The sequence below is a fragment of the Pseudomonas sp. genome (assembly GCF_035554175.1).
Taxonomy (GTDB): domain Bacteria; phylum Pseudomonadota; class Gammaproteobacteria; order Pseudomonadales; family Pseudomonadaceae; genus Aquipseudomonas.
On sequence record NZ_DATMIV010000001.1, the window covers coordinates 112,267 to 137,531 of the forward strand.

Genomic DNA, 25,265 nt, shown 5'->3' on the forward strand with positions numbered 1-25,265 from the left:
TTACTCGGCGGTATGAGCGGCGATGGTGCAGGCAGGTTTGCCGGCAGCGTATTTAAGACTGGGGTCGACCAGCGCGTCGAAGCGTTTCAGCGCCTCGGAGCCGATCAAGAGCGGGTATTGGAACGCACTTCGGTCGGTCAGGTTCACTTCGATGCTGCGCATGGCCGAACCCATGCAGATATCCAGCTCGATTACCGGACGGGCGGTGTATTGCTTGCCTTCCTCCGGATCGTAGTCGCCGGCGCGGCGCTTGATCTTGCTGACCCGGGCCAGCGGACGTTCGATCGGGTGTGAGTGCGCGGTATCGATCGCCAGGTAGAAACGTACCCAGGATTCACCGTTGCGTTTGAAGCGTTTGATGTCGCGGGCACTCAGCGAGGCGGTTTTCGCCCCGGTGTCGAGCTTGGCTGCGACTTCGAGATTGATACCGTCAAGCGAAGCGTATTCGTTGAGGCCGTACACGGTTTTTTCCCCCGCGGCGGCGAGGCCGGGCAGGCAAAACAAGGCGAAAAACGTGGGGAAAGGCTTGAGTCTCATAAATCCTGGTGCGCAGCGTTCCGTTATCGGTTCAGGTGCCCGCACGACCGTGCGCGAGCCCCTGCGTGTGCCTGGCAGCTTTTTATGGCAAGCCGTACAAAGACCCGCAAATGCGGGCGGCATTCTAGCACGGTGGTTTTATGGCGCCAGCGCTTGGGGCAGCCTGTAGCAAGATCAAAAGATCGCAGCCTTCGGCAGCTCCCACACGCGATCGGCGTACATTCTGTAGGAGCCGCCGAAGGCTGCGATCTTTTTAGGTTATTAGACGATTGTCGACAATACCTATTTATCCTTTGACTGGTGCACGCTAATTGGCTAGTTTTTGCCGCATTGGATTTCAAGGTGTCGACAATCATGCTGGATCAACTCGATCCCCCGGTCATCAGCGGCGACGACTCCGAGACGCTGTCGGAAAACGTCTTTCGGCGCATTCAGGCCGCGATCGTCAAGGGTGAAATCGCCCCCGGCAGCAAGATTTCCGAGCCGGAGCTGGCGCGCACCTATGGCATTAGCCGGGGGCCATTGCGTGAGGCGATTCACCGTCTGGAAGGTCAGCGCCTGTTGGTGCGCGTGCCGCACGTCGGTGCGCGGGTGGTTTCGCTCAGCCATGCCGAGCTGATCGAGCTCTACGAAATCCGTGAATCCCTCGAAGGCATGGCCTGCCGCCTCGCGGCCGAGCGCATGAGCGTCGAGGAAATCGACGAATTGCGCCGGGTTCTGGAAACCCACGAGCGCGATGCGGCGTTTCAGGCCGGTGTCGGTTACTACCAGCAGGAGGGCGACTTCGACTTCCATTACCGGATTATCCAGGGCAGCGGCAATCGCACGCTGACGCAAATGCTCTGCGGCGAGCTGTATCAACTGGTGCGCATGTACCGCATCCAGTTTTCCACCACGCCGAATCGCCCGCACCAGGCCTTCGCCGAACACCACCGTATTCTCGATGCCATCGCCGACCGTGACGGCGAACTCGCGGAACTGTTGATGCGCCGCCATATCGGCGCCTCCAAACGCAACATCGCCCGTCACTACGAAGACGGCGACCACCACCAGACAGCCACTGAACGAGGTGACTCATGAGTTCCAACCTGAACACGCCGGGCCAGCGCTTCCGCGACGCGGTCGCCAGCGAGCATCCTTTGCAAGTGGTCGGCGCGATCAACGCCAACCACGCGCTGCTGGCCAAACGCGCCGGTTTCAAGGCGATCTACCTGTCCGGTGGCGGTGTGGCCGCAGGTTCTCTGGGCGTGCCGGACCTGGGCATCACCGGGCTGGACGACGTGCTGACCGACGTGCGCCGCATCACCGATGTCTGCGATCTGCCGCTGCTGGTCGATGTCGACACCGGTTTCGGTTCGTCGGCGTTCAACGTGGCACGCACCGTCAAGTCGATGATCAAGTTCGGCGCGGCGGCGATTCACATTGAGGATCAGGTTGGCGCCAAGCGTTGTGGCCACCGTCCCAATAAAGAGATCGTCAGCCAGCAGGAAATGGTCGATCGCATCAAGGCCGCCGTCGATGCGCGCACCGACGACAGCTTCGTGATCATGGCGCGCACCGATGCGCTGGCGGTGGAAGGGCTGGAGTCGGCACTGGATCGTGCGGCAGCGTGCATCGAGGCCGGCGCTGACATGATCTTCCCGGAAGCGATTACGGAACTGGACATGTACAAATTGTTCGCCAATCGAGTGAAAGCGCCGATCCTGGCCAACATCACCGAGTTCGGCGCGACGCCGCTGTACACCACCGAGCAACTGGCCGCTGCCGATGTGTCGCTGGTGCTCTATCCGCTGTCGGCGTTCCGCGCGATGAACAAGGCGGCGGAAAACGTTTACACCGCGATCCGCCGCGACGGCACGCAACAGAATGTCATCGACACCATGCAGACTCGCATGGAGCTTTACGAGCGTATCGATTACCACACGTTCGAGCAGAAGCTCGATGCGTTGTTTGCACAGAAAAAAGGCTGAACAAAACCCTGTGGGAGCGAGCCTGCTCGCGAAAGCGGTGAATCAGGCAATCACTATGTGAATGACACAACGCATTCGCGAGCAGGCTCGCTCCCACATGTTTCCCCTACAAATTCAAGAAAACTGGAGACAACAATGGCCGAAGCAAAAGTACTCAGTGGCGCCGGGCTCCGGGGCCAAGTGGCCGGGCAAACCGCACTGTCCACCGTGGGCCAGGCCGGTGCCGGGCTGACCTATCGCGGCTATGACGTGCGTGAACTGGCCGCCGACGCGCAGTTTGAAGAAGTCGCCTACCTGCTGCTGTACGGCGAACTGCCGAGCAAGGCGCAACTGGCCGACTATCAGAGCAAACTGAGCAAGCTGCGCGACCTGCCGCAAGCACTCAAAGAGGTGCTTGAGCGCATCCCGGCCGACGCCCACCCAATGGACGTCATGCGCACCGGTTGCTCGTTCCTTGGCAACATCGAGCCGGAGAAAGACTTCTCCGAGCAACGCGACAAGACCGACCGTTTGCTCGCCGCGTTCCCGGCGATCATGTGCTACTGGTATCGCTTCAGCCACGATGGCAAGCGCATCGATTGCGTAACTGATGAACCGACCATTGGCGGCCACTTCCTGCACTTGCTGCACGACAAGAAACCGAGCGAACTGCACGTCAAAGTGATGAACGTGTCGCTGATCCTTTACGCCGAGCACGAATTCAACGCCTCGACGTTCACCGCCCGCGTTTGCGCATCGACCCTGTCGGATCTGTATTCCTGCGTGACCGCGGCCATCGGTTCGCTGCGCGGCCCGCTGCACGGCGGCGCCAACGAGGCGGCGATGGAAATGATCGAGCGCTTCGCCTCGCCCGAAGAGGCGATCAAAGGCACCCTCGGCATGCTCGAACGCAAGGACAAGATCATGGGCTTCGGCCATGCGATCTATAAGGACAGCGACCCGCGCAACGAGGTGATCAAGGGCTGGGCGAAAAAACTCGCTGACGAGGTTGGCGACAAGGTGCTGTTCCCGGTTTCCGAAGCCATCGACAAGACCATGTGGGAGCAGAAGAAACTGTTTCCCAATGCCGATTTCTACCATGCCTCGGCGTATCACTTCATGGGCATTCCGACCAAGCTGTTCACGCCGATCTTCGTCTGCTCGCGCCTGACCGGCTGGGCTGCGCACGTGTTCGAACAGCGCGCCAACAACCGCATCATCCGCCCGAGCGCCGAGTATGTCGGCGTCGAACAGCGTAAGTTCGTGCCAATCGAACGTCGCTGACCGGTGGGCTGACCCGAGTACACCGCAATCCCTTGTAGGAGCTGACGAGTGCAACGAGGCTGCGATCTTTTGACGTTGATTTTTTAAATGCAAGATCAAAAGATCGCAGCCGCGTTGCACTCGGCAGCTCCTGCAGGGCGGTGTGAACCTCAAGGTCGGTGTAACGCCCATCACTTGCTACCACCGTGACCCGAGTCCTGACCCGATGAACACACAATTTCGCAAGAACCTGCCCGGCACGCCGCTGGACTACTTCGACACCCGCGCGGCAGTCGAGGCGATTGCGCCTGGCAGCTACGACACCCTGCCGTACACCTCCCGTGTGCTGGCGGAAAACCTTGTGCGTCGCTGCGACCCGGCCACGCTGACCGATTCGCTCAAGCAACTGATTGAGCGCAAACGCGATCTGGATTTCCCATGGTTTCCGGCACGGGTGGTCTGCCACGACATCCTCGGTCAGACCGCGCTGGTCGACCTCGCCGGCCTGCGGGACGCGATCGCGTTGCAGGGCGGTGACCCGGCGCAAGTCAACCCGGTGGTGCCGACGCAATTGATCGTCGACCACTCGCTGGCCGTCGAGGCGGGCGGTTTCGATGCTCAGGCGTTCGAGAAAAACCGCGCCATCGAAGACCGTCGCAACGAAGACCGTTTCCACTTCATCAACTGGACCAAAAAGGCCTTCAAGAACGTCGACGTGATCCCTCCGGGCAACGGCATCATGCACCAGATCAATCTGGAGAAAATGTCGCCGGTGATTCAGGTGCGTGAAGGTGTGGCGTTCCCCGACACTTGCGTCGGCACCGACAGCCACACCCCCCACGTCGATGCGTTGGGCGTGATCGCCATCGGCGTCGGTGGCCTTGAAGCCGAGAGCGTGATGCTCGGCCGCGCCTCGTGGATGCGCCTGCCGGAAAGCGTCGGCGTCGAACTGACCGGCAAGCTGCAACCGGGCATCACCGCCACCGACATGGTGCTGGCCCTGACCGAATACCTGCGCAAACAGAAAGTCGTCGGCGCCTGGCTGGAGTTTTTCGGCGAAGGCGCGGCGGCGCTGACCCTCGGCGACCGTGCGACCATCTCCAACATGGCCCCGGAATACGGCGCCACGGCGGCGATGTTCTATATCGACCAGCAGACCATCGACTACCTGAAGCTCACTGGCCGCGAAGACCAGCAGGTTCAATTGGTCGAGCAATATGCCAAGTTGACCGGTCTGTGGGCTGATAGCCTGAAAGGTGCGCAATACGAGCGTGGCCTGACGTTCGATTTGTCTTCGGTAGTGCGCAACATGGCCGGCCCGAGCAACCCGCACGCTCGCGTCGCGGTCTCGGATCTGGCGGCCAATGGCATCTCCGGCCAGTGGGATGACGTGCCGGGGCAAATGCCTGATGGCGCAGTGATCATCGCAGCGATCACCAGTTGCACCAACACCAGCAACCCGCGCAACGTCATCGCCGCAGGCCTCTTGGCGCGCAATGCCAACAAGCTCGGCCTGACCCGCAAACCGTGGGTGAAATCCTCGCTAGCCCCGGGTTCGAAAACCGTGGCGCTGTACCTCGACGAAGCGGGGCTGACCCCTGAGCTGGAACAGCTCGGGTTTGGCGTCGTGGCGTTTGCCTGCACCACTTGCAATGGCATGTCCGGTGCCCTCGATCCGGCGATCCAGCAGGAAATCATCGACCGCGATCTGTATGCGACTGCCGTGCTGTCCGGCAACCGCAATTTCGACGGACGCATTCACCCGTACGCCAAGCAAGCATTCCTCGCGTCGCCGCCGCTGGTGGTCGCATACGCCATCGCCGGGACCATCCGTTTCGATATTGAGAAGGATGTGCTGGGCGTGGTCGATGGTCGGGAAATCCGCCTGAGAGACATCTGGCCGAGCGACGAAGAAATCGATGCGGTGGTGAAGTCGTCGGTCAAGCCTGAGCAGTTCCGTCAGGTCTACATTCCGATGTTCGCCGTGCATGAAGACACCGGCCCGAAAGTTGCGCCGCTGTACGACTGGCGCGAGATGAGCACCTATATCCGCCGTCCGCCGTACTGGGAAGGCGCGCTGGCCGGCGCCCGTCCGCTCAAGGGCATGCGCCCGCTGGCGGTGCTGCCGGACAACATCACCACCGATCACCTGTCGCCGTCCAACGCGATCATGCTCGACAGCGCCGCCGGCGAATACCTGGCGAAAATGGGTTTGCCGGAAGAGGACTTCAACTCCTACGCCACCCACCGTGGCGACCACTTGACCGCACAGCGTGCGACGTTTGCCAACCCGAAACTGTTCAACGAAATGGTCGTGGAAAACGGCAAGGTCAAGCAGGGCTCGCTCGCTCGCGTCGAGCCGGAAGGCAAGGTGATGCGCATGTGGGAAGCCATCGAAACCTACATGGAGCGCAAGCAGCCGCTGATCATCATCGCCGGTGCCGATTACGGTCAGGGTTCGTCCCGCGACTGGGCGGCGAAAGGCGTGCGCCTGGCCGGAGTCGAGGCGATTGCCGCTGAAGGTTTCGAGCGCATTCACCGCACCAACCTGGTGGGCATGGGCGTGTTGCCGCTGGAGTTCAAACCCGGCACCAACCGCCACACTCTGGCCATCGATGGCAGCGAAACCTACGACGTGGCAGGTGAGCGCAAACCGCGCGCGGATCTGACTTTGGTGATCCATCGCAAGAATGGCGAGCGTGTGGAAGTGCCGGTGACCTGCCGTCTCGATACTGCAGAAGAAGTGTCGATCTACGAGGCTGGCGGCGTGTTGCAGCGCTTTGCTCAGGACTTCCTCGAAGGGGCGGCGGTGGCCGTTTAAATCAACTTGTGGGCATGGGATTTTATGTCCCATGCCTTCGGTAAGGAGCATCATGGCTCACGCAGCTAATTTCGCACCGCAGATCAAAATCCCCGCCACCTACATGCGTGGCGGCACCAGCAAAGGCGTGTTTTTCAGCCTTACCGATTTGCCCGAAGCCGCGCAGGTTCCCGGCCCGGCTCGCGACGCGTTGCTGCTGCGGGTGATCGGCAGCCCCGACCCGTACGACAAGCAGATCGACGGCATGGGCGGCGCGACGTCGAGCACCAGCAAAACCGTGATCCTGTCGAAAAGCACCCGGGCCGATCACGACGTTGATTACCTGTTTGGCCAGGTATCCATCGACAAGCCTTTCGTCGACTGGAGCGGCAACTGCGGCAATCTCTCGGCGGCGGTCGGTTCGTTCGCCATCAGCAACGGTCTGGTTGACGCTAGCCGCATTCCGCACAACGGCGTGGCGGTGGTGCGCGTGTGGCAGGCCAATATCGGCAAGACCATCATCGCCCATGTGCCGATCACCAACGGCGAAGTCCAGGAAACCGGTGATTTCGAACTCGACGGCGTGACTTTTCCGGCGGCCGAAGTGCAGGTCGAATTCATCGATCCGGCGGCGGAAGAAGAGGGCGGCGGTGGCTCGATGTTCCCCACCGGCAATCTCGTCGATGAGCTGCAAGTGCCGGGCGTCGGCACGTTCAAGGCGACCATGATCAATGCTGGCATTCCGACGATCTTCGTCAATGCCGAAGACATCGGCTACTCCGGCACCGAGCTGCAAGGCGCGATCAACGGTGATCCGAAAGCGCTGCTGATGTTCGAGACAATTCGTGCCTACGGTGCGTTGCGCATGGGCCTGATTTCCAATCTGGACGAGGCCGCGAAACGGCAGCACACGCCGAAAGTCGCGTTCGTGGCCAAGCCTGCGGATTACGTCGCGTCGAGCGGCAAGGCGATTGCCGCCAGTGACGTGGATTTGCTGGTGCGCGCGTTGTCGATGGGCAAGCTGCATCACGCGATGATGGGTACGGCGGCGGTGGCGATCGGCACGGCGGCGGCGATTTCCGGCACGCTGGTGAATCTTGCTGCGGGTGGGGTTGAACGCAATGCCGTGCGTTTCGGGCATCCGTCGGGAACGTTGCGCGTGGGCGCTGAGGCGACGCTGGAGAACGGCGAGTGGATGGTGAAGAAAGCCATCATGAGCCGCAGTGCACGGGTGCTCATGGAAGGTTACGTCCGCGTGCCTGCAGACTCTTACTGACATAACACATTTCCCTGTAGGAGCCGCCGAAGGCTGCGATCTTTTGATCTTGATTTTGATCTTGAAAAACAAAATCAAAAGATCGCAGCCTTCGGCAGCTCCTACAGGGATTGCATTCCAACCATAAAAAGTTAGCCCTGAACCGAGGTCCCATCAACGAACCACGTCACGAGGGAACCACTATGAGCGCCAACGTCGACCTGAACAACCGCCCCGATTACGACCGTGTGCTGCAGGACATCGCCGACTACGTTCTCACCTTCAAAGCCGAATCCAGCGAAGCGCTGAACACTGCCCGCAACTGCCTGATCGATACCCTCGGCTGCGGCCTGCTGGCCCTGCGCTTTCCCGAGTGCACCAAGCATCTGGGGCCACTTGTCGAGGGCACGGTTGTGCCATTCGGCGCGCGGGTGCCGGGCACCAGTTATCGTCTCGATCCGGTCAAGGCCGCCTGGGACATCGGCTGCATCGTCCGCTGGCTCGACTACAACGACACCTGGCTTGCCGCCGAATGGGGGCATCCGTCGGATAACCTTGGTGCCATCCTTGCGGTCGCCGATCACCTGTCGCAGAAACGTGTCGCCAATGGCGAAGCGCCGCTGACCGTCCGCGATGTGCTGGAAGCGATGATCATGGCCCACGAGATTCAAGGCGTGATCGCTTTGGAAAACTCCTTCAATCGTGTCGGGCTCGATCACGTCATTCTGGTGAAAGTCGCGTCAACCGCCGTCAGCGCCAGACTGATGGGCGCCAATCGCGAGCAGCTGTTGTCGGCGCTGTCCCATGCCTTCGCCGACGGTCAGGCCCTGCGCACTTATCGCCATGCGCCAAACGCCGGCTCGCGCAAATCCTGGGCGGCGGGCGATGCGGCGAGTCGCGGCGTACGTCTGGCCGACATCGCCATGCGCGGCGAGATGGGCATTCCAGGAGTATTGAGTGCGAAGCAGTGGGGTTTCTACGACGTGTCGTTCAGCCACACCAACAACGATTTGTCGCTGAAACCCGAAAACAAACGCGCGTTCAGCTTTTCCCGACCGTTCGGCAGCTATGTGATGGAGAACGTGCTGTTCAAGATCAGCTTCCCGGCTGAATTCCACGCACAGACGGCGTGTGAGGCGGCGGTGACGTTGCATCCGCAGGTGCGTAATCGCCTGCATGAAATCGATCGTATCGTCATCACCACCCACGAATCGGCGATCCGCATTATTTCCAAGGTTGGCCCGCTGGCCAACGCCGCCGACCGCGATCACTGCCTGCAATACATGACCGCCGTGCCGCTGGCGTTCGGCAATCTGGTGGCCGAGCACTACGAAGACGATTTCCACAAAGCGCACCCGATCATCGACGTGCTGCGCGAGAAAATGGTCATTGTCGAAGAGCCACGTTTCAGCCGCGAATACCTCGAAGCCGACAAGCGCTCGATTGCCAATGCCGTACAGGTGTTTTTCAAGGACGGCAGCAGTACCGAGAACGTGCTGGTGGAGTACCCGATCGGCCATCGTCGTCGCCGGGCAGAGGGCATTCCGTTGCTGGAAGAGAAATTCAAGGCCAACCTGGCCACGCGGTTCGCCGGGCAGCGTTGCGCCGAGATTTTTGCGCTATGCGAGGATCAGGCGCGGCTGGAGGCCACACCGGTGAATCGGTTCATCGACCTGTTTGTTATCTGACAGACCGTGTCATCGTTCTTCGCGAGCAGGCTCGCTCCCACACTGGATCTCCTGTGGGAGCGAGCCTGCTCGCGAATACGGCAGTTCAGGCGACGCCGAACTACTTGAACCGCCGCTCAACCCCTTTCTCCACGAGAATCTTCGCCGAAATCTCTTCCACGGAAAAATGCGTGGAGTTGATGTGCGGGATGTTCTCGCGGCGGAACAGGTTTTCCACTTCGCGTACTTCGAACTCGCACTGCGCGTAGCTCGAATAGCGGCTGTTGGGCTTGCGCTCGTTGCGGATCGCGGTGAGGCGATCAGGGTCGATGGTCAGGCCGAACAGCTTGTGCTGATGGGCGCGCAGGGCCGTCGGCAGGGTCAGGCGTTCCATATCGTCCTCGGTCAGCGGATAGTTGGCCGCGCGGATGCCGAATTGCATCGCCATGTACAGACACGTCGGGGTTTTGCCGCATCGCGACACGCCTACTAGTATCAGATCGGCTTTGTCGTAATAGTGGGTGCGCGCGCCGTCATCGTTATCGAGGGCGAAGTTCACCGCCTCGATGCGCTCCATGTAATTGGAGTTGTGCCCGATGGAGTGGGACTTGCCGACGGTGTAGGAAGAATGCTCGGTGAGCTCCTGTTCGAGCGGCGCGAGGAAGGTCGAGAAAATGTCGATCATGAAACCATTGGACGTTGCGAGAATCTCACGGATGTCCTGATTGACGATGGTGTCGAAGATGATCGGCCGAAAGCCGTCGGTTTCAGCGGCTTTGTTGATTTGTTGTACCATGGCCCGCGCTTTTTCCACGCTGTCGATGTAGGGCCGCGTGAACTTGCTGAAGGTAATGTTTTCGAACTGCGCCAGAAGGCTTTGACCCAGGGTTTCGGCGGTGATGCCGGTGCCATCGGAGATGAAGAAAGCAGATCGTTTCATTTGCACCTTGGGCCTTAGACTAAAGAAGATTCTTGGATATGATAGGCGCGATTTGTCGGCCGCGATTGGCCCGCATTCTCACTTATTTTCCAGGTCCAGGCCATACGACCGGTCAAGGCTCCCCCGGGCTGCCGGTTTCTGAGCTTTTCCAACACAGTTAGTGGAGAGATCACCTTGGTAGAGTACGTAGTTTCCCTCGATAAGCTCGGCAAACACGATGTTGAGCATGTGGGGGGCAAGAACGCATCCCTGGGCGAGATGATCAGTAACCTGGCAGGCGCCGGTGTTTCGGTCCCCGGCGGCTTCGCCACGACGGCTCAGGCCTATCGTGACTTCCTCGAACTGAGCGGCCTGAACGATCAGATCCACAAGGCACTCGACGCCCTCGACGTCGACGACGTCAATGCCCTGGCCAAGACCGGCGCGCAGATCCGCCAGTGGATCATGGACGCCGAATTCCCGGAAAAACTCAACACCGAGATCCGCACCGCGTTCGCCGCGCTGTCGGCCGGCAATCCTGACGTCGCCGTGGCCGTGCGTTCCTCCGCCACCGCCGAAGATCTGCCCGACGCTTCGTTCGCCGGTCAGCAGGAGACCTTCCTGAACATCCGTGGCGTGGACAACGTGATCCGCGCGGCCAAAGAGGTGTTCGCATCGCTGTTCAACGACCGTGCGATTTCCTACCGCGTGCACCAGGGCTTCGACCACAAACTGGTCGCCCTGTCTGCCGGCGTGCAGCGCATGGTGCGTTCGGAAACCGGCACCGCCGGCGTGATGTTCACCCTCGATACCGAATCGGGCTTCCGTGACGTGGTGTTCATCACCGGCGCCTACGGCCTGGGCGAAACCGTCGTACAAGGCGCGGTCAACCCGGATGAGTTCTATGTGCACAAAGGCACGCTGGAGGCCGGCCGTCCGGCAATCCTGCGTCGCAACCTGGGCAGCAAAGCGATCAAGATGATCTATGGCGACGAGGCCAAGGCCGGTCGTTCGGTCAAGACCGTCGATGTCGACAAGGCCGAGCGCGCGCGTTTCTGCCTGACCGACGCCGAAGTCAGCGAGCTGGCCAAGCAGGCAATGATCATCGAGAAGCACTACGGCTGCCCGATGGACATCGAGTGGGCCAAGGACGGTGATGACGGCAAGCTGTACATCGTGCAGGCGCGCCCTGAAACCGTGAAAAGCCGCACCCAGGCCAACGTCATGGAACGTTACCTGCTCAAGGAAACCGGCACGGTGCTGGTGGAAGGTCGCGCGATCGGCCAGCGCATCGGCGCCGGCAAAGTGCGCATCATCAAAGACGTTTCCGAGATGGACAAGGTCCAGCCGGGCGACGTGCTGGTCTCCGACATGACCGACCCGGACTGGGAACCGGTAATGAAGCGCGCCAGTGCCATCGTCACCAACCGTGGCGGGCGTACCTGCCACGCGGCGATCATCGCCCGTGAGCTGGGCATTCCGGCGGTGGTGGGTTGCGGCAACGCCACCCAACTGCTGAAGGATGGCCAGGGCGTGACCGTGTCCTGCGCCGAAGGCGACACCGGTTACATCTTCGAAGGCGAACTGGGTTTCGACATCAAGAAGAACTCCGTCGACGCCATGCCGGAGCTGCCGTTCAAGATCATGATGAACGTCGGCAACCCGGATCGCGCTTTCGACTTCGCACAACTGCCGAATGCCGGCGTAGGCCTGGCGCGTCTGGAATTCATCATCAACCGCATGATCGGCGTGCACCCCAAAGCGCTGCTGAACTACGACGGTCTGCCGCAGGAAATCAAGGATAGCGTCGACAAACGCATCGCCGGTTACAACGACCCGGTCGACTTCTACGTCGACAAACTGGTGGAAGGCATCAGCACCCTGGCTGCTGCGTTCACGCCGAAGAAAGTCATCGTGCGGCTGTCGGACTTCAAGTCCAACGAATACGCCAACCTGATCGGCGGCAAACTCTACGAGCCGGAAGAAGAAAACCCGATGCTCGGCTTCCGTGGCGCCTCGCGTTACATCAGCGAATCGTTCCGCGACTGCTTCGAGCTCGAGTGCCGTGCGCTCAAACGCGTGCGCAACGAGATGGGTCTGACCAACGTGGAAATCATGGTGCCGTTCGTCCGCACTCTGGGCGAAGCCAGCCAGGTGGTCGATCTGCTCGCCGAGAACGGCTTGAAGCGCGGCGAGAATGGCCTGCGCGTGATCATGATGTGCGAACTGCCATCCAACGCGATTCTGGCTGAGGAATTCCTCGAATTCTTCGACGGTTTCTCGATCGGCTCCAACGACCTGACCCAACTGACGCTGGGTCTGGATCGCGACTCGGGGATCATCGCCCATCTGTTCGACGAGCGTAATCCGGCGGTCAAGAAACTGTTGGCCAACGCCATTCAGGCGTGCAACAAGGCCGGCAAGTACATCGGTATCTGTGGTCAGGGGCCTTCGGACCACCCGGACCTGGCCAAGTGGCTGATGGAGCAGGGTATCGAAAGCGTATCGCTGAACCCCGACACCGTGCTGGAGACCTGGTTCTTCCTCGCCGAAGGTCAGGCTTGATCAACATGTGAACGACGGCTCTACCGTGTGGGAGCGAGCCTTGAGATTGAAGTAGGGCGGGCTCCGTTGGATGCCGCCCTTTTTTGTGCAAGAGCATTATGCAAAGCAGCAGCAACCTGTTTCCTGTCGCACTGATCAGCGCTGAGCGGCGCGGCGATCTGAGCGAAGACGTCTATCGATTGAAACCCGGCAACAGCCCGGACTGGTCCGTGGAAATCGCCGTCACCCGCCTGGGCATGGCCGATGACGCGGCGCCACGCGGCGTGCCGGTGATTCTGCTGCACGGCAGCTTTTCCAATCGGCGTTTCTGGTTTTCCCCCAAAGGCCTGGGGCTCGGCGCGTATCTGACGCGGCTGGGCTTTGACGTGTGGATTCCGGAAATGCGCGGTCACGGATTGTCCCAGCGCAATGAGGATTACCGGCGCAACCGCGTGGCCGATTACGCCCGTTACGATCTGCCGGCGATTGCCGCGTTTGTCCGCGAGCAGAGCGGGCAGATCCCGCACTGGATTGGCCATTCCCTGGGCGGCATCACCCTGGCGGCCGCACTCGGTGGCCAATACCTTGGCGAACCCGCGGTGGCCTCGGCAGCGTTTTTCGGTACCCAGGTCAGCCGCACCTATTGGCCATTGAAAATTCCACCGGTGGAGTGGGGCGGGCGCTTTATTCTCAAGCGTTTCGCGCAGTTGTCCGGCTCACGTCTCAAGCGCGGCCCGGAAGACGAGCCGATCGGTCTGGCCATCGAAAGCATGCGCTGGTACGGCTTGTTCGGCCGCTTCGGCGACAAGGACAAGGATTGGTGGGCCGGGCTCGCTGAGGTTCAGGTGCCGGTGCTGGCAGTGACGGCGGCGGGCGATCAGCAGGACCCGGCATGGGCCTGTCGCAAGCTGTTCGAGCAGATCGGCTCCGAGCACAGGCAGTTCGTCAATCTGGGCCGCGAGCAGGGTTTTTCGGATGATTTCGGCCATGTCGAGATGCTGGTCAGCAAAGCGGCGCAGGTTGAGGTGTGGCCATTGGTGGCGCGCTGGTTGCGCGATCAGCACACGCCGTTGCTGGCGCAGACGGCTGATCTGGCCGCTGCGGTGTAAAGGGCGTTCCGTTCAGGTTGGCTTGCGGCTAAGATATGACGCGTTGTGCGGTTCTGGTCATATTTCGTGACTGTTTGGCGATAACGTTTCAGCCCTGGTTCAGGTTCGTTCAGCGACCATGGCATGGTCTAAGGTAAACAGCGACCGCCGGAACTCGTCTCATCAGAATGCGGCATCCTTGATCGTCTTCCTTGTTACAGGAGTTTTTCGATGGAACATTACCTTACGCCTGATCTGTGCGACGCCTACCCGGAGCTGGTGCAGGTGCTGGAGCCGATGTTCAGCAATTTCGGCGGCCGCGATTCGTTCGGTGGCGAAATCGTGACCATCAAGTGCTTCGAAGACAACTCGCTGGTCAAGGAGCAAGCCGAACTCAATGGCAAAGGCAAAGTGCTGGTGGTCGATGGCGGCGGCTCGCTGCGCCGCGCGCTGCTGGGCGACATGATTGCCGCCAGGGCCGCGCAGAACGGCTGGGAAGGGCTGGTGATCTACGGTTGCATCCGTGATGTCGACGTCATCGCCCAGACCGATCTGGGTGTGCAGGCGCTGGCCAGCCACCCGATGAAAACCGACAAGCGCGGGATTGGCGACCTCAATATTCCGGTAACTTTCGCCGGCGTGACGTTTCACCCCGGGCAGTACATTTATGCGGACAACAATGGCGTGATCGTTTCGCCAAGCCCGCTGAAAATGCCTGAATAAAGATTTCGACAAGGGATGCGGATGTTCGAGGAAGAAAACGCGCAGTGGGGGCTGGTGCATGCCCTGGTGCTGGACGGCAAGGGCGGCGCGCGTTCGATAGCCCGGACTGAACTGGACGACTTGCAGTTGCAGGGCCACGAAAGCCTGTGGCTGCATTGGGATCGCAGCCATCCGCAGACCCAGACCTGGCTGCGCAAATCCAGCGGACTCAACGAATTCACCTGCGATCTGCTGCTGGAAGAGAACACCCGACCGCGGCTGCTGCCATTGCCCGACTCCGCGTTGCTGCTGTTTCTGCGCGGGGTCAATCTCAACCCCGGTGCCGAGCCGGAAGACATGGTTTCGGTGCGGATTTTCGCCTCGGCGCAGCGGGTGATTTCCCTGCGTTTGCGGCCGTTGCGCGCCACCGACGAGTTGCTGGCACTGCTTGGCGAGGGCAAAGGGCCGAAAACGTCCTCCGAATTGATGCTGTATCTTGCGCAGTTTCTCACCAACAAGGTGCAGGATCTGGTTACGTGCCTGTCGGAAGTGGTCGACGAAGAGGAAGAAAAACTCGACGCCGACGAACGGTATACTCCCGAGCACGGCGCCATTTTGCACATCCGCCGCAGGGCCGCCGGACTGAAGCGTTTTCTCGCACCGCAGCGGGATATTTTCGGACAGCTGACGCGGATAAAACTGCCGTGGTTCGTCGAAGACGACGCCGACTACTGGAACGAATTGAACAACAGCCTGACCCGCTATCTGGAAGAACTCGAATTGACCCGGGAGCGCGTGGGGCTTGTGCTGGAGGCTGAGGACCGGCGTTTGAGCGTGCACATGAATCGCACCATGTACCGCTTCGGCATCATCACCTGCATCTTCTTGCCGATGAGTTTCATCACCGGGCTGCTGGGTATCAATGTCGGCGGTATTCCGTTCGCCGACAGCCCGTATGGTTTCCTGATCGCCTGCATGACAGTGCTCGCCCTGGCGTTCGGCCAGTGGTGGTTGTTCCGCCGTTTGCGCTGGGTGTGAACATGGCGTATGTGACCCGAGCAAATCTGCCCGCGTCTTTCACAGACATCACGAGAGGTGCGTATGCACGACCCGTTTGAACAGTCTTTGCGCGACATGCTCAACGCTTCGCCGTCCAGCCGCGACGACGATGCGTGCCTGGGCCGCGTACTCAAAACCGCCAACCGCCAGGTCGGCGCCGGCGATCTGTTCAGCCTGCTGGGCCGCTGGCTGCCCGCGCTGATGATTGCCCTGAACAACGGCTCGGCTCACGTCTCGCCGGTTTCCCGTCTTCGTAAAACCACTGCTCGCACTGCTGATAAGGCTGATTGAATATGGAACTTGATCTCTGGACTCAGAGCCTCGTCACTGCAATGACTGCGTTGTGGACAAAAGTCGCCAATTTCATCCCGAACCTGTTCGGCGCACTGGTCGTGCTGCTGTTGGGTTTCGTCGTAGCGAAGCTGCTCGACACTTTGCTCTCCAAACTGCTGGCCAAATTGGGCCTCGATCGCCTGATGGGCGGCACCGGGCTGACCAAGTTGATGTCGCGGGCCGGGCTGCAGGTGCCAATTTCGACCCTGATCGGTAAAATCGTTTACTGGTTCGTTCTGCTGATCTTTCTGGTTTCTGCAGCAGAATCCCTTGGCCTTGAGCGAGTTTCAGCTACGCTGGACATGCTGGCGTTGTATCTGCCGAAAGTATTCGGCGCCGCACTGGTGTTGCTGGTCGGTGTTTTGCTGGCGCAATTGGCCAACGGGCTGGTGCGCGGGGCGGCAGAAGGCGTAGGCCTGGACTATGCTTCCGGGCTGGGACGGATTGCGCAGGGGCTGGTGATCATCATCAGCATCTCGGTTGCGATCAGCCAGCTCGAGGTCAAGACTGACCTGCTGAACCATGTAATTGTCATCGTATTGATTACCGTTGGTCTGGCCGTTGCGCTGGCCATGGGTTTGGGAAGCCGGGAAATTGCCGGTCAGATTCTTGCGGGAATCTATGTGCGTGAGTTGTACGAGGTTGGGCAACAAGTGCGTGTTGGCGAGGTCGAAGGCCAGATCGAAGAGATCGGCACGGTTAAAACCACATTGCTGACCGATGAGGGTGAGCTAGTCTCTCTCTCCAATCGGATCCTGCTGGAACAGCATGTGAGTAGCCGCTAAACCGGCAAACCCTGCTAATGTATGCCGCCGCAAAATGCCAGCCGAGGCTGGTTGTGGCGGACATTGACCTGACTGTCGGCACGACTTGTTTTGAATAAAGCCCAACCGCTATCCACGCGCTACGACCCCCGCGAGCTCTCTGATGAGGAGTTGGTCGCGCGCTCGCATACCGAGCTGTTTCACGTAACGCGCGCCTACGAAGAGTTGATGCGGCGTTACCAGCGAACATTATTTAACGTCTGCGCGAGATATCTCGGGAACGATCGCGACGCAGACGATGTCTGTCAGGAAGTGATGCTGAAGGTGCTGTACGGCCTGAAGAACTTCGAGGGGAAATCGAAGTTCAAAACCTGGCTTTACAGCATCACTTACAACGAATGCATCACGCAGTATCGGAAGGAACGGCGTAAGCGTCGCTTGATGGACGCTCTCAGTCTGGACCCTCTCGAAGAAGCGTCTGAAGAAAAGGCGCCGAAGCCGGAGGAGAAGGGTGGGCTTGATCGCTGGCTGGTGTATGTGAATCCGATTGACCGCGAAATTCTGGTGCTACGATTTGTCGCAGAGCTGGAGTTTCAGGAGATCGCAGACATCATGCACATGGGTTTGAGTGCGACAAAAATGCGTTACAAACGCGCTCTAGATAAATTGCGTGAGAAATTTGCAGGCATTGCTGAAACTTAGTTCAGCGCAAATATCTCTTACGTGTAGGCAAGTTCTGATAGACTTGCCGCCGAGTTGTCCCCCGGTTTGCGGGACTGCTTCACAATCACCAGATGGGGATTTAACGGATGAAACTGAAAAACACCTTGGGCTTGGCCATTGGTTCTCTGATTGCCGCCACTTCGTTCGGCGCTCTGGCACAAGGCCAAGGCGCAGTTGAAATCGAAGGCTTCGCTAAGAAAGAACAATTCGACAGCGCTCGTAACTTCAAGAACAACGGCAACCTGTTCGGCGGCTCGATCGGTTACTTCCTGACCGACGACGTAGAACTGCGTTTGGGCTACGACGAAGTGCACAACGTACGTGCCGACGATGGCAAGAACGTCAAAGGCGCTAACACCGCTCTGGACGCTCTGTACCACTTCAACAACCCAGGCGACATGATTCGTCCATACGTTTCGGCCGGTTTCTCTGACCAGAGCATCGATCAGAACGGTTCGAACGGTCGTAACCGTTCCACCTTCGCCAACGTTGGCGGCGGTGCCAAGCTGTACTTCACCGAGAACTTCTACGCCCGTGCCGGCGTTGAAGCTCAGTACAACATCGACCAGGGCGACACCGAGTGGGCTCCTAGCGTCGGTATCGGTGTGAACTTCGGTGGCGGCTCCAAGCCAGCTGCTGCTCCAGTTCCAGCACCTGCTGAAGTCTGCTCCGACAGCGACAACGATGGCGTTTGCGACAACGTTGACAAGTGCCCGGACACCCCAGCCAACGTAACCGTTGACGCTGATGGCTGCCCAGCAGTTGCTGAAGTTGTTCGTGTTGAGCTGGACGTGAAATTCGACTTCGACAAGTCGGTAGTCAAGCCTAACAGCTACGGCGACATCAAAAACCTGGCTGACTTCATGAAGCAGTACCCATCCACCACCACTACTGTTGAAGGTCACACTGACTCCGTCGGTCCTGACGCTTACAACCAGAAACTGTCCGAGCGTCGTGCAAACGCCGTTAAGCAGGTTCTGACCAACCAGTACGGTGTTGAATCGTCCCGCGTTCAGTCTGTTGGCTACGGCGAATCCCGCCCAGTTGCTGACAACAAAACTGACGCTGGCCGCGCTGTAAACCGTCGCGTAGAAGCGCAGGTTGAAGCTCAAGCTAAGTAATTAGCTGCCGCTGATGGAAAAGCCCGGCTCAGGCTGGGCTTTTCTTTGTCTGCGATTTGGCTTTTTTGCTTTAAAAGATCGCAGCCTGTGGCAGCTCCTACATTGGAGCTGCTTACGTCCGGTAGGCGCTGCCGAAGGCTGCGATCTTTTGATCTTCGACAACAGCCGCTACCGCACCAATCACCAGAATCGCCGGGCTCTTCAACTCGAAAGTAGTCGCATCCTCAGCCATCGCATTCAAATCACTGCGGCACTCACGCTGATGCGGCAAAGAGGCGTTTTCGATCATCGCCACCGGCGTATCCGCCGCCATCCCTCCGGCCAACAACTGGTCGCGAATTTCGCCCAGCCTGGCCACGCCCATATAAACCACCAGCGTCGTCCCGCCTTGCGCCAGCGCCTGCCAGTTCAATTGGCTGTCATCCTGAGTATGTGCGGTGACCAGCGTCACACCACGCGCCACGCCGCGCAGGGTCAGCGGAATATCGCATCGGGTCGCACCGGCCAGCCCGGCGGTAATGCCGTTGACCAATTCCACCTCGACGCCGCGCTCGCGCAGCCACTGCGCTTCTTCACCGCCCCGACCGAAAATGCATGGATCGCCGCCCTTGAGCCGCACCACGCATTTACCCTGGCGGGCATAACGCAACATCAGCCGATGAATGAATGCCTGCGGCGTCGAACGGCAGCCGCCGCGCTTGCCTACGGCAATCACCCGCGCCGTGGGGCAATGTCCCAGCACCGCGTCGTTGACCAGATCATCGATCATCACTACATCGGCCTCGCGCAATGCGCGCACTGCCTTGATTGTCAGCAGTTCCGGATCGCCAGGGCCTGCGCCCACCAGCCAGACTTTCGCATTCATGATGTTTCCCTCGTTAAATGACCGCGACCGGCCGCGCTTGCGCAGTCAGCAGGCGCTTGATTTCTGGCACGCAGGAACCGCATTGCGTGCCGCATCGCAGACTGTTTTTCAGACCTTGCAGATCCAGGCCCTGGCGAATGCCGGCGCAGACCGCACTAAGGCTGACGTTTTCGCAATTGCACAAAGTCTTGTCGCTAGCGATGGCCCCGGCACTGCCCGGCGGCGCGCTCATCGGCGCCAGCAGCCAGCGCCGCAATTGTTCGTCGGCGCGGCCCTCGAGCCACAGGTTCTGCAGCCAGTGTTGCGCGAGGGTTTCCCCGGCCAGGCGAATGGCGGTGATACGGCCGTTTTCGATGCGCACTCGCTTGCCAATCGCGCGACGCGGATCGTCGTAGGCCAGAACCGGGCCATCGATCAGCGCCAGGCACTGGTCGATTTCCCCCAGCACGCGTGAATCGGGCGCTTCGGCGTGGGCAGCACGTATCAGCAGCGCCGGTCGCTCACGACCGACAAGGCTGAGGCTGACGTAGGAAAATGCCTCGCACAGCGGTCGTAACGTCTCGAAATGCCGTTGAACATTGCCCTCGATCAGCGCGAACAGGTGCCATGGCAGTTTTACCGGTTCCAGCCTTACGCCGCTGTGCTTGAGTTCGGGTTGCTTCGACAACGGATCAAAGGCCGGCAGGGTCAGGTTGTTCACGCCGCCCTTGAGATAGCGGTCGCCCCAATGCATCGGCAGAAACGCCTGCCCCGGACGCACGCTGTCATCGCTGGCGACCGCGACGATTACGGCGCCACGACGGCTTTTCAGGTTGACCAGATCGCCGGGTTGCAATCGGTGCCGGCGCATTTCGTCTGGATGCAGGCTCAGTACGGCTTCGCTGACATGACCGAACAATTGCGCGGCGGTGCCGGTGCGGCTCATGCCGTGCCACTGGTCGCGCAAGCGGCCGGTGATCAGCGTCAGCGGGAAGCGCGCGTCCCTTTGTTCCTTGGCGGCGCGATACGGCTCGGCAATAAACTGCGCGCGGCCATTGGTCGTAGGAAAAATGCCGTCGCAGTACAAGCGTGGCGTGCCTTGGCGGGCGCCGGCAGGGAAGGGCCATTGTTGCGGGCCGATCTCGTCGAGCAGGGCATGACTGATTCCGCACAGATCGAGGTCTCGCCCCTTGGTGAGTAATTTGAATTCGTCGAACAACTGCGAAGGCTGATCGAAAGCGAACAGGCTCGGCTGTTTCGGGCGCAGGCGTTTCTCCAGCCGTTGTGCGAAATCCACCGTGATTGCCCAGTCCGCGCGCGCCTCGCCCGGTGCGACAACGGCCTTGCGCACGTGGGAAATGCGTCGTTCGGAATTGGTCACCGAACCTTCCTTCTCGCCCCAACTGGCGGCGGGCAACAGCAGGTCGGCAAACGCGGCGGTCTCGGTGGTGCGAAAGGCTTCCTGCAACACCACAAACGGGCAGGCCTCAAGCGCAGCGCGAACGGCGCCCTGATCTGGCATCGATTGAGCCGGGTTGGTACAGGCGATCCACAGCGCCTTGATCTTGCCGCTGCGCAGGTTTTCGAACAGCTCGATGGCGCTCAGGCCAGGCGCTTCGGGCAAGTTGTCCACGCCCCAATAGGCCGCCACCTCGGCGCGATGCTCTGGATTGGCAGCATCGCGGTGGCCAGGCAGCAGATTGGACAGACTGCCGGTTTCCCGCCCGCCCATGGCGTTCGGCTGACCGGTCAGGGAGAAAGGTCCTGCACCGGGCCGGCCGATTTGCCCGGTAGCCAGGTGCAAATTAATCAGCGCGCTGTTTTTTGCGCTGCCGGCGGTGGACTGATTCAGGCCCATGCACCACAGCGACAGGAAACTCGGTGCCGTGCCGACCCATTCCGCGCAATGTTGCAATTGCTCAATACTGATGCCGCACAGTTGCGAAACCATCTGCGGGGTGTAATCGCGTACCAGCGTTTTAAGCTCGGCGAGGCCTTCGGTATGTGCCTGGATGAAGTTGCGATCAACCCAGTCTTCCCACAACAGCACATGCAAAATCCCATGGAACAACGCGACGTCGGTGCCGGGCAGGATCGCCAGATGCAGGTCAGCCAGCTCGCAAGTGTCGGTGCGACGCGGGTCGATAACGATGACTTTCATTTGCGGGCGGCGGGATTTTGCTTCTTCGAGCCGGCGAAAAAGTACCGGATGGGCGTAGGCCATGTTACTGCCAACGATCATCACGCAGTCGCTCAGCTCCAGATCTTCGTAGCTGCACGGCGGTGCGTCAGCGCCGAGGCTGCGCTTGTAGCCGACCACCGCCGACGACATGCACAGTCGCGAATTGCTGTCGATGTTGTTGGTACCGACCAGCGCCCGCGCCAGTTTGTTGAAGGCGTAATAGTCCTCTGTGAGCAACTGACCGGAAATGTAAAACGCCACGCTGTCCGGGCCGTGTTCGGTGATGGTTGCGGCGAACACGTTGGCGGCGTGCTCCAGTGCGCTGTCCCAGTCAGTGCGCCCGCGTGCCAGGCCTTTGCCCAGACGCAGTTCCGGGTACAAGGCGCGGGCGGCGAGGTCGCCGGTCAGGTGCAGCGTCGAGCCTTTGCTGCACAGTTTGCCGAAGTTGGCCGGGTGCGCCGGATCGCCGCTGACGCCGAGGATGCGCTCGCCGTCATGCTCGATCAGTACGCCGCAGCCGACCCCGCAATAACAGCAGGTCGAGGCGGTCGTCTGGCGGTTCATCAGATGGCGTCCCGCAGGGCCAGTTGCACCCGGCCGTTCTCGACCCGCGCCGGATGATGATGCGCACAGCCGATGTCCGGCGCCTGGGCTTCGCCGGTTTCGAGGTCGATCTGCCAGTTGTGCAGCGGGCAGGCCACGCGTTTGCCGTAGATCAGACCCTGCGACAGCGGGCCGCCCTTGTGCGGGCAGCGGTCGTCAAGGGCGAAAACTTCGTCGTCGCTTGTACGAAAAATCGCGATATCACCTTTCGGCCCGGCAATGATCCGCGAACCGAGGGCGTTGATCTCTTCCAGCGCACAGATATCCAGCCAGTTCATGCCGGCACCTCCAGGTGTTTCACAGGAATCACGTCGAACTCTTTTTTCAGTTGCGGCTGCGCCAGGCGTTCTTTCCATGGATCCTGTTCGAACGACAGGGAGAATTGCAGGCGCTCGTTCAGGGCTTTGCGCCGCTCGGCGTCTTCGAGCACGTTCTTCTTGATGTGCTCCATGCCGACTCGCTGCAGGTAGTGCACGGTGCGTTCGAGGTAAAAGGCTTCTTCGCGATACAACTGCAGGAACGCGCCGTTGTATTCACGCACTTCTTCGGCCGTCTTGAGCTTGACGAAGAACTCGGCGACTTCGGTCTTGATCCCGCCGTTACCGCCGATGTACATCTCCCAGCCGGAATCGACACCGATGATTCCTACGTCTTTGATCCCCGCTTCCGAGCAGTTGCGTGGGCAACCGGACACTGCCAGTTTCACTTTGTGCGGCGACCACATGTTGAACAGATCGTGTTCGAGGTCGATGCCCAGTTGCGTCGAATTCTGCGTGCCGAAGCGGCAGAACTCGCTGCCTACGCAAGTTTTAACGGTGCGGATGGATTTGCCATAGGCGTGGCCGGACGGCATGTCGAGGTCTTTCCAGACGCCGGGCAAGTCCTGCTTTTTGATCCCCAGCAAGTCAATGCGCTGACCGCCGGTGACCTTGACCATCGGCACGTTGTACTTGTCGGCCACATCGGCGATTCGGCGCAGTTCCGACGGGTTGGTCACGCCGCCCCACATGCGCGGCACCACCGAGTAGGTGCCGTCCTTCTGGATGTTGGCGTGGGCGCGTTCGTTGATCAGGCGCGATTGCGGATCGTCCCTGGCTTCGCCCGGCCAGGTGGAGATCAGGTAATAGTTGAGCGCCGGGCGGCAGGTCGCGCAGCCATTGGGCGTACGCCAGTTGAGGTAGCTCATGGTGCTGGCGATGGTCAGCAGGTGTTCCTGGCGAATCGCTTGGCGAATCTGCCCGTGGTTGAGGTCGCTGCAACCGCAGATGGCTTTTTCGCTTTTCGGTTTGACGTCAGCCGCGCCACCTACGGTGTTGATCAGGATCTGTTCGACCAACCCGGCGCAGGAGCCGCACGAGCTGGCAGCCTTGGTGTGTTTCTTCACTTCATCGACGCTGAACAGGCCGTGTTCCTGAATCGCCTTGACGATGGTGCCCTTGCACACACCATTGCAGCCGCAGACTTCGGCGCTGTCGGCCATGACCATGGCTTTGTCCTGGCCCTGATGTCCTGCGTCGCCTAACGCATTTTCACCAAACATGAGGTGATCGCGGATCTCGCCGATGGCGTGATTCTCACGAATCTGCCGGAAATACCATCCGCCATCTGCCGTATCACCGTACAGACAGGCGCCGACCAACACGTCATCCTTGATCACCAGTTTTTTGTACACGCCGCCAATCGGGTCGGAGAGGGTGATGGTCTCGGTGCCTTCGCCGCCCATGAAGTCGCCGGCGGAGAACAGGTCGATGCCGGTAACTTTCAGCTTGGTCGAGGTCACCGAGCCCTGATAACGGGCGAAACCCAGCTGGGCAAGGTGGTTGGCGCAGACCTTGGCCTGTTCGAACAGCGGCGCGACCAGGCCATAGGCGATGCCGCGATGGCTGGCGCATTCGCCGATGGCGTAGATGCGCGGGTCGTAGGTCTGCAGAGTGTCGTTAACCAGAATCCCGCGATTGCACGGGATGCCGGCCTTTTCCGCCAGTTCGGTGTTGGGGCGGATGCCGGCGGCCATCACCACCAGATCGGCCGGGATGATGTCGCCGTTCTTGAATTGCACCGAGCCGACGCGGCCATTGCCGGCGTCGTGCAGGGCCTGAGTCTGTTCGCACAGGCGGAAGTGCAGGCCACGGGATTCCAGCGCCGATTGCAGGAGTTGGCCGCTGGTCTTGTCCAGCTGCCGCTCCAGCAGCCATTCACCCAGGTGCACCACGGTGACGTGCATGCCGCGCAGCATCAGACCATTGGCCGCTTCGAGACCGAGCAGGCCGCCGCCGATGACTACGGCGTGCTTGTGGGTTCTGGCGGTGTCGATCATCGCCTGAGTGTCGGCGATATCGCGGTAGCCGATCACACCCTGCAGGGTGTTGCCGGGGATCGGCAGAATGAACGGGGTCGAGCCGGTGGCGATCAGCAGGCGGTCATATTCCGCTTCCGTGCCATCCTCGGCGATCACCCGGCGTTTGACCCGGTCGATCTCCACCACTTTGCGGTTGAGCAGCAATCTGATGTTGTTTTCCAGGTACCAGTCGAGGTCGTTGAGCACGATCTCTTCGAAGGTCTGTTCGCCGGCCAGCACCGGCGGGAGCAGGATGCGGTTGTAATTGGTGTGCGGTTCGGCGCCGAAGACGGTGATGTCGTAGAGCTCGTCGCTCAGCTTGAGCAGTTCTTCCAGGGTACGCACCCCGGCCATGCCATTGCCGATCATCACCAGTTTGAGTTTTTTCATCAGGTTCTCCGGGAGCTGCGGCTGGCCTCTGGTGGGCCGTCGGGCCTGGCTCGACAAATTGTGCGCAAACAAAAAAAGGCGTCCCGCTAGTTGCCTAGCGAGGACGCCTTTGTCCTGGTCCCGTTCTCTCGGGAAGCGCAGCCTTCATCGTTGAAGGTTGGGCTTTGTGTCTGTTGGGAAGGGT

At 60.3% G+C, this 25,265-nt stretch carries 20 protein-coding genes; 14 read left to right on the top strand and 6 right to left on the bottom strand.

All coding sequences use genetic code 11. The annotated features are described in order from the left end of the window. A complete protein-coding gene (gene rloA / locus VNV36_RS00535) occupies positions 1 to 537 on the bottom strand; it encodes a retropepsin-like aspartic peptidase RloA (RefSeq protein WP_016773819.1) in 537 nt (178 codons plus the stop codon). 357 nt (positions 538 to 894) lie between these two features. Here rloA and VNV36_RS00540 point away from each other — a divergent pair, with 357 nt between their 5' ends. The 6 genes from VNV36_RS00540 to prpD all read left to right on the top strand — a co-directional run bounded on the left by VNV36_RS00540 (position 895) and on the right by prpD (position 9,492). Continuing rightward, positions 895 to 1,617 carry a GntR family transcriptional regulator gene (locus VNV36_RS00540; RefSeq protein ID WP_325715342.1) on the top strand — a complete coding sequence of 241 codons (723 nt, stop codon included), beginning with the start codon at positions 895 to 897 and terminating at the stop codon, positions 1,615 to 1,617. Further along, positions 1,614 to 2,507: a methylisocitrate lyase gene (gene prpB / locus VNV36_RS00545; protein WP_325715225.1), complete on the top strand. Its 894-nt coding sequence runs from the start codon at positions 1,614 to 1,616 to the stop codon at positions 2,505 to 2,507. Before VNV36_RS00540 ends, prpB begins: the two co-directional genes overlap by 4 nt. A gap of 135 nt (positions 2,508 to 2,642) precedes the next feature. Next, the gene (gene prpC / locus VNV36_RS00550) at positions 2,643 to 3,770 is read left to right on the top strand and encodes a bifunctional 2-methylcitrate synthase/citrate synthase (protein ID WP_325715227.1); all 1,128 of its coding nucleotides are present in this window, start codon (positions 2,643 to 2,645) and stop codon (positions 3,768 to 3,770) included. Positions 3,771 to 3,975: 205 nt separating this feature from the next. After that, positions 3,976 to 6,570, top strand: a complete 2,595-nt coding sequence (gene acnD, locus VNV36_RS00555) for a Fe/S-dependent 2-methylisocitrate dehydratase AcnD (protein ID WP_325715229.1) — start codon at positions 3,976 to 3,978, stop codon at positions 6,568 to 6,570. 52 nt (positions 6,571 to 6,622) lie between these two features. Further along, a complete protein-coding gene (gene prpF / locus VNV36_RS00560) occupies positions 6,623 to 7,825 on the top strand; it encodes a 2-methylaconitate cis-trans isomerase PrpF (RefSeq protein ID WP_325715231.1) in 1,203 nt (400 codons plus the stop codon). 182 nt (positions 7,826 to 8,007) lie between these two features. Next, positions 8,008 to 9,492, top strand: coding sequence for a 2-methylcitrate dehydratase (gene prpD, locus VNV36_RS00565; protein ID WP_325715233.1), 1,485 nt, complete (start codon positions 8,008 to 8,010; stop codon positions 9,490 to 9,492). Between the two features lie 100 nt (positions 9,493 to 9,592). Here the strand turns inward: prpD and ppsR are convergent, their stop codons facing one another. Further along, positions 9,593 to 10,411, bottom strand: coding sequence for a posphoenolpyruvate synthetase regulatory kinase/phosphorylase PpsR (ppsR, locus tag VNV36_RS00570; RefSeq protein ID WP_016773826.1), 819 nt, complete (start codon positions 10,409 to 10,411; stop codon positions 9,593 to 9,595). Positions 10,412 to 10,585: 174 nt separating this feature from the next. On the opposite strand from ppsR, the gene ppsA reads away from it, so the two are divergent. From ppsA to VNV36_RS00610, 8 genes are all read left to right on the top strand, one after another. Further along, on the top strand, positions 10,586 to 12,955 hold the full coding sequence (gene ppsA, locus VNV36_RS00575) for a phosphoenolpyruvate synthase (protein ID WP_325715235.1): 2,370 nt from the start codon (positions 10,586 to 10,588) through the stop codon (positions 12,953 to 12,955). 98 nt (positions 12,956 to 13,053) lie between these two features. Beyond that, positions 13,054 to 14,043, top strand: a complete 990-nt coding sequence (locus tag VNV36_RS00580) for an alpha/beta fold hydrolase (RefSeq protein WP_325715237.1) — start codon at positions 13,054 to 13,056, stop codon at positions 14,041 to 14,043. Between the two features lie 210 nt (positions 14,044 to 14,253). Then, on the top strand, positions 14,254 to 14,745 hold the full coding sequence (rraA, locus tag VNV36_RS00585) for a ribonuclease E activity regulator RraA (RefSeq protein WP_325715239.1): 492 nt from the start codon (positions 14,254 to 14,256) through the stop codon (positions 14,743 to 14,745). Between the two features lie 21 nt (positions 14,746 to 14,766). Beyond that, positions 14,767 to 15,762, top strand: coding sequence for a divalent cation transporter CmaX (gene cmaX / locus VNV36_RS00590; RefSeq protein WP_325715241.1), 996 nt, complete (start codon positions 14,767 to 14,769; stop codon positions 15,760 to 15,762). A 63-nt stretch (positions 15,763 to 15,825) separates the two neighbouring features. After that, positions 15,826 to 16,074 carry a hypothetical protein gene (locus VNV36_RS00595; RefSeq protein ID WP_003223293.1) on the top strand — a complete coding sequence of 83 codons (249 nt, stop codon included), beginning with the start codon at positions 15,826 to 15,828 and terminating at the stop codon, positions 16,072 to 16,074. A 2-nt stretch (positions 16,075 to 16,076) separates the two neighbouring features. Next, positions 16,077 to 16,901, top strand: a complete 825-nt coding sequence (locus VNV36_RS00600) for a mechanosensitive ion channel family protein (RefSeq protein WP_016773831.1) — start codon at positions 16,077 to 16,079, stop codon at positions 16,899 to 16,901. A gap of 90 nt (positions 16,902 to 16,991) precedes the next feature. Further along, entirely contained in the window at positions 16,992 to 17,582 is a 591-nt protein-coding gene (gene sigX, locus VNV36_RS00605; RefSeq protein WP_016773832.1) for an RNA polymerase sigma factor SigX, read from the top strand. A gap of 107 nt (positions 17,583 to 17,689) precedes the next feature. Continuing rightward, a complete protein-coding gene (locus VNV36_RS00610) occupies positions 17,690 to 18,724 on the top strand; it encodes an OmpA family protein (RefSeq protein ID WP_016773833.1) in 1,035 nt (344 codons plus the stop codon). A 112-nt stretch (positions 18,725 to 18,836) separates the two neighbouring features. On the opposite strand, the gene cobA is transcribed toward VNV36_RS00610, so the two are convergent. From cobA to nirB, 4 genes are read right to left on the bottom strand one after another with little or no spacing between them, the layout of a single operon-like run. Further along, positions 18,837 to 19,589, bottom strand: coding sequence for a uroporphyrinogen-III C-methyltransferase (gene cobA, locus VNV36_RS00615; RefSeq protein ID WP_325715246.1), 753 nt, complete (start codon positions 19,587 to 19,589; stop codon positions 18,837 to 18,839). 13 nt (positions 19,590 to 19,602) lie between these two features. Then, complete coding sequence (locus tag VNV36_RS00620; protein WP_325715248.1) at positions 19,603 to 22,314, bottom strand: nitrate reductase; 2,712 nt, start codon at positions 22,312 to 22,314, stop codon at positions 19,603 to 19,605. Beyond that, positions 22,314 to 22,631, bottom strand: a complete 318-nt coding sequence (nirD, locus tag VNV36_RS00625; RefSeq protein WP_016773836.1) for a nitrite reductase small subunit NirD — start codon at positions 22,629 to 22,631, stop codon at positions 22,314 to 22,316. Before nirD ends, VNV36_RS00620 begins: the two co-directional genes overlap by 1 nt. Continuing rightward, complete coding sequence (nirB, locus tag VNV36_RS00630) at positions 22,628 to 25,081, bottom strand: nitrite reductase large subunit NirB (protein WP_325715252.1); 2,454 nt, start codon at positions 25,079 to 25,081, stop codon at positions 22,628 to 22,630. Before nirB ends, nirD begins: the two co-directional genes overlap by 4 nt. Positions 25,082 to 25,265: the final 184 nt, after the last annotated feature.

Bases quoted from the DNA above. Each gene is read 5' to 3' on its own strand.
- nirD (WP_016773836.1), bottom strand. From the start codon at position 22,631: ATGAACTGGCTGGATATCTGTGCGCTGGAAGAGATCAACGCCCTCGGT.
- rloA (WP_016773819.1), bottom strand. From the start codon at position 537: ATGAGACTCAAGCCTTTCCCCACGTTTTTCGCCTTGTTTTGCCTGCCC.
- cobA (WP_325715246.1), bottom strand. From the start codon at position 19,589: ATGAATGCGAAAGTCTGGCTGGTGGGCGCAGGCCCTGGCGATCCGGAA.
- VNV36_RS00620 (WP_325715248.1), bottom strand. From the start codon at position 22,314: ATGAACCGCCAGACGACCGCCTCGACCTGCTGTTATTGCGGGGTCGGC.
- cmaX (WP_325715241.1), top strand. From the start codon at position 14,767: ATGTTCGAGGAAGAAAACGCGCAGTGGGGGCTGGTGCATGCCCTGGTG.
- prpF (WP_325715231.1), top strand. From the start codon at position 6,623: ATGGCTCACGCAGCTAATTTCGCACCGCAGATCAAAATCCCCGCCACC.
- prpB (WP_325715225.1), top strand. From the start codon at position 1,614: ATGAGTTCCAACCTGAACACGCCGGGCCAGCGCTTCCGCGACGCGGTC.
- acnD (WP_325715229.1), top strand. From the start codon at position 3,976: ATGAACACACAATTTCGCAAGAACCTGCCCGGCACGCCGCTGGACTAC.
- VNV36_RS00610 (WP_016773833.1), top strand. From the start codon at position 17,690: ATGAAACTGAAAAACACCTTGGGCTTGGCCATTGGTTCTCTGATTGCC.
- prpD (WP_325715233.1), top strand. From the start codon at position 8,008: ATGAGCGCCAACGTCGACCTGAACAACCGCCCCGATTACGACCGTGTG.
- nirB (WP_325715252.1), bottom strand. From the start codon at position 25,081: ATGAAAAAACTCAAACTGGTGATGATCGGCAATGGCATGGCCGGGGTG.
- VNV36_RS00600 (WP_016773831.1), top strand. From the start codon at position 16,077: ATGGAACTTGATCTCTGGACTCAGAGCCTCGTCACTGCAATGACTGCG.
- VNV36_RS00595 (WP_003223293.1), top strand. From the start codon at position 15,826: ATGCACGACCCGTTTGAACAGTCTTTGCGCGACATGCTCAACGCTTCG.
- VNV36_RS00580 (WP_325715237.1), top strand. From the start codon at position 13,054: ATGCAAAGCAGCAGCAACCTGTTTCCTGTCGCACTGATCAGCGCTGAG.
- prpC (WP_325715227.1), top strand. From the start codon at position 2,643: ATGGCCGAAGCAAAAGTACTCAGTGGCGCCGGGCTCCGGGGCCAAGTG.
- rraA (WP_325715239.1), top strand. From the start codon at position 14,254: ATGGAACATTACCTTACGCCTGATCTGTGCGACGCCTACCCGGAGCTG.
- ppsR (WP_016773826.1), bottom strand. From the start codon at position 10,411: ATGAAACGATCTGCTTTCTTCATCTCCGATGGCACCGGCATCACCGCC.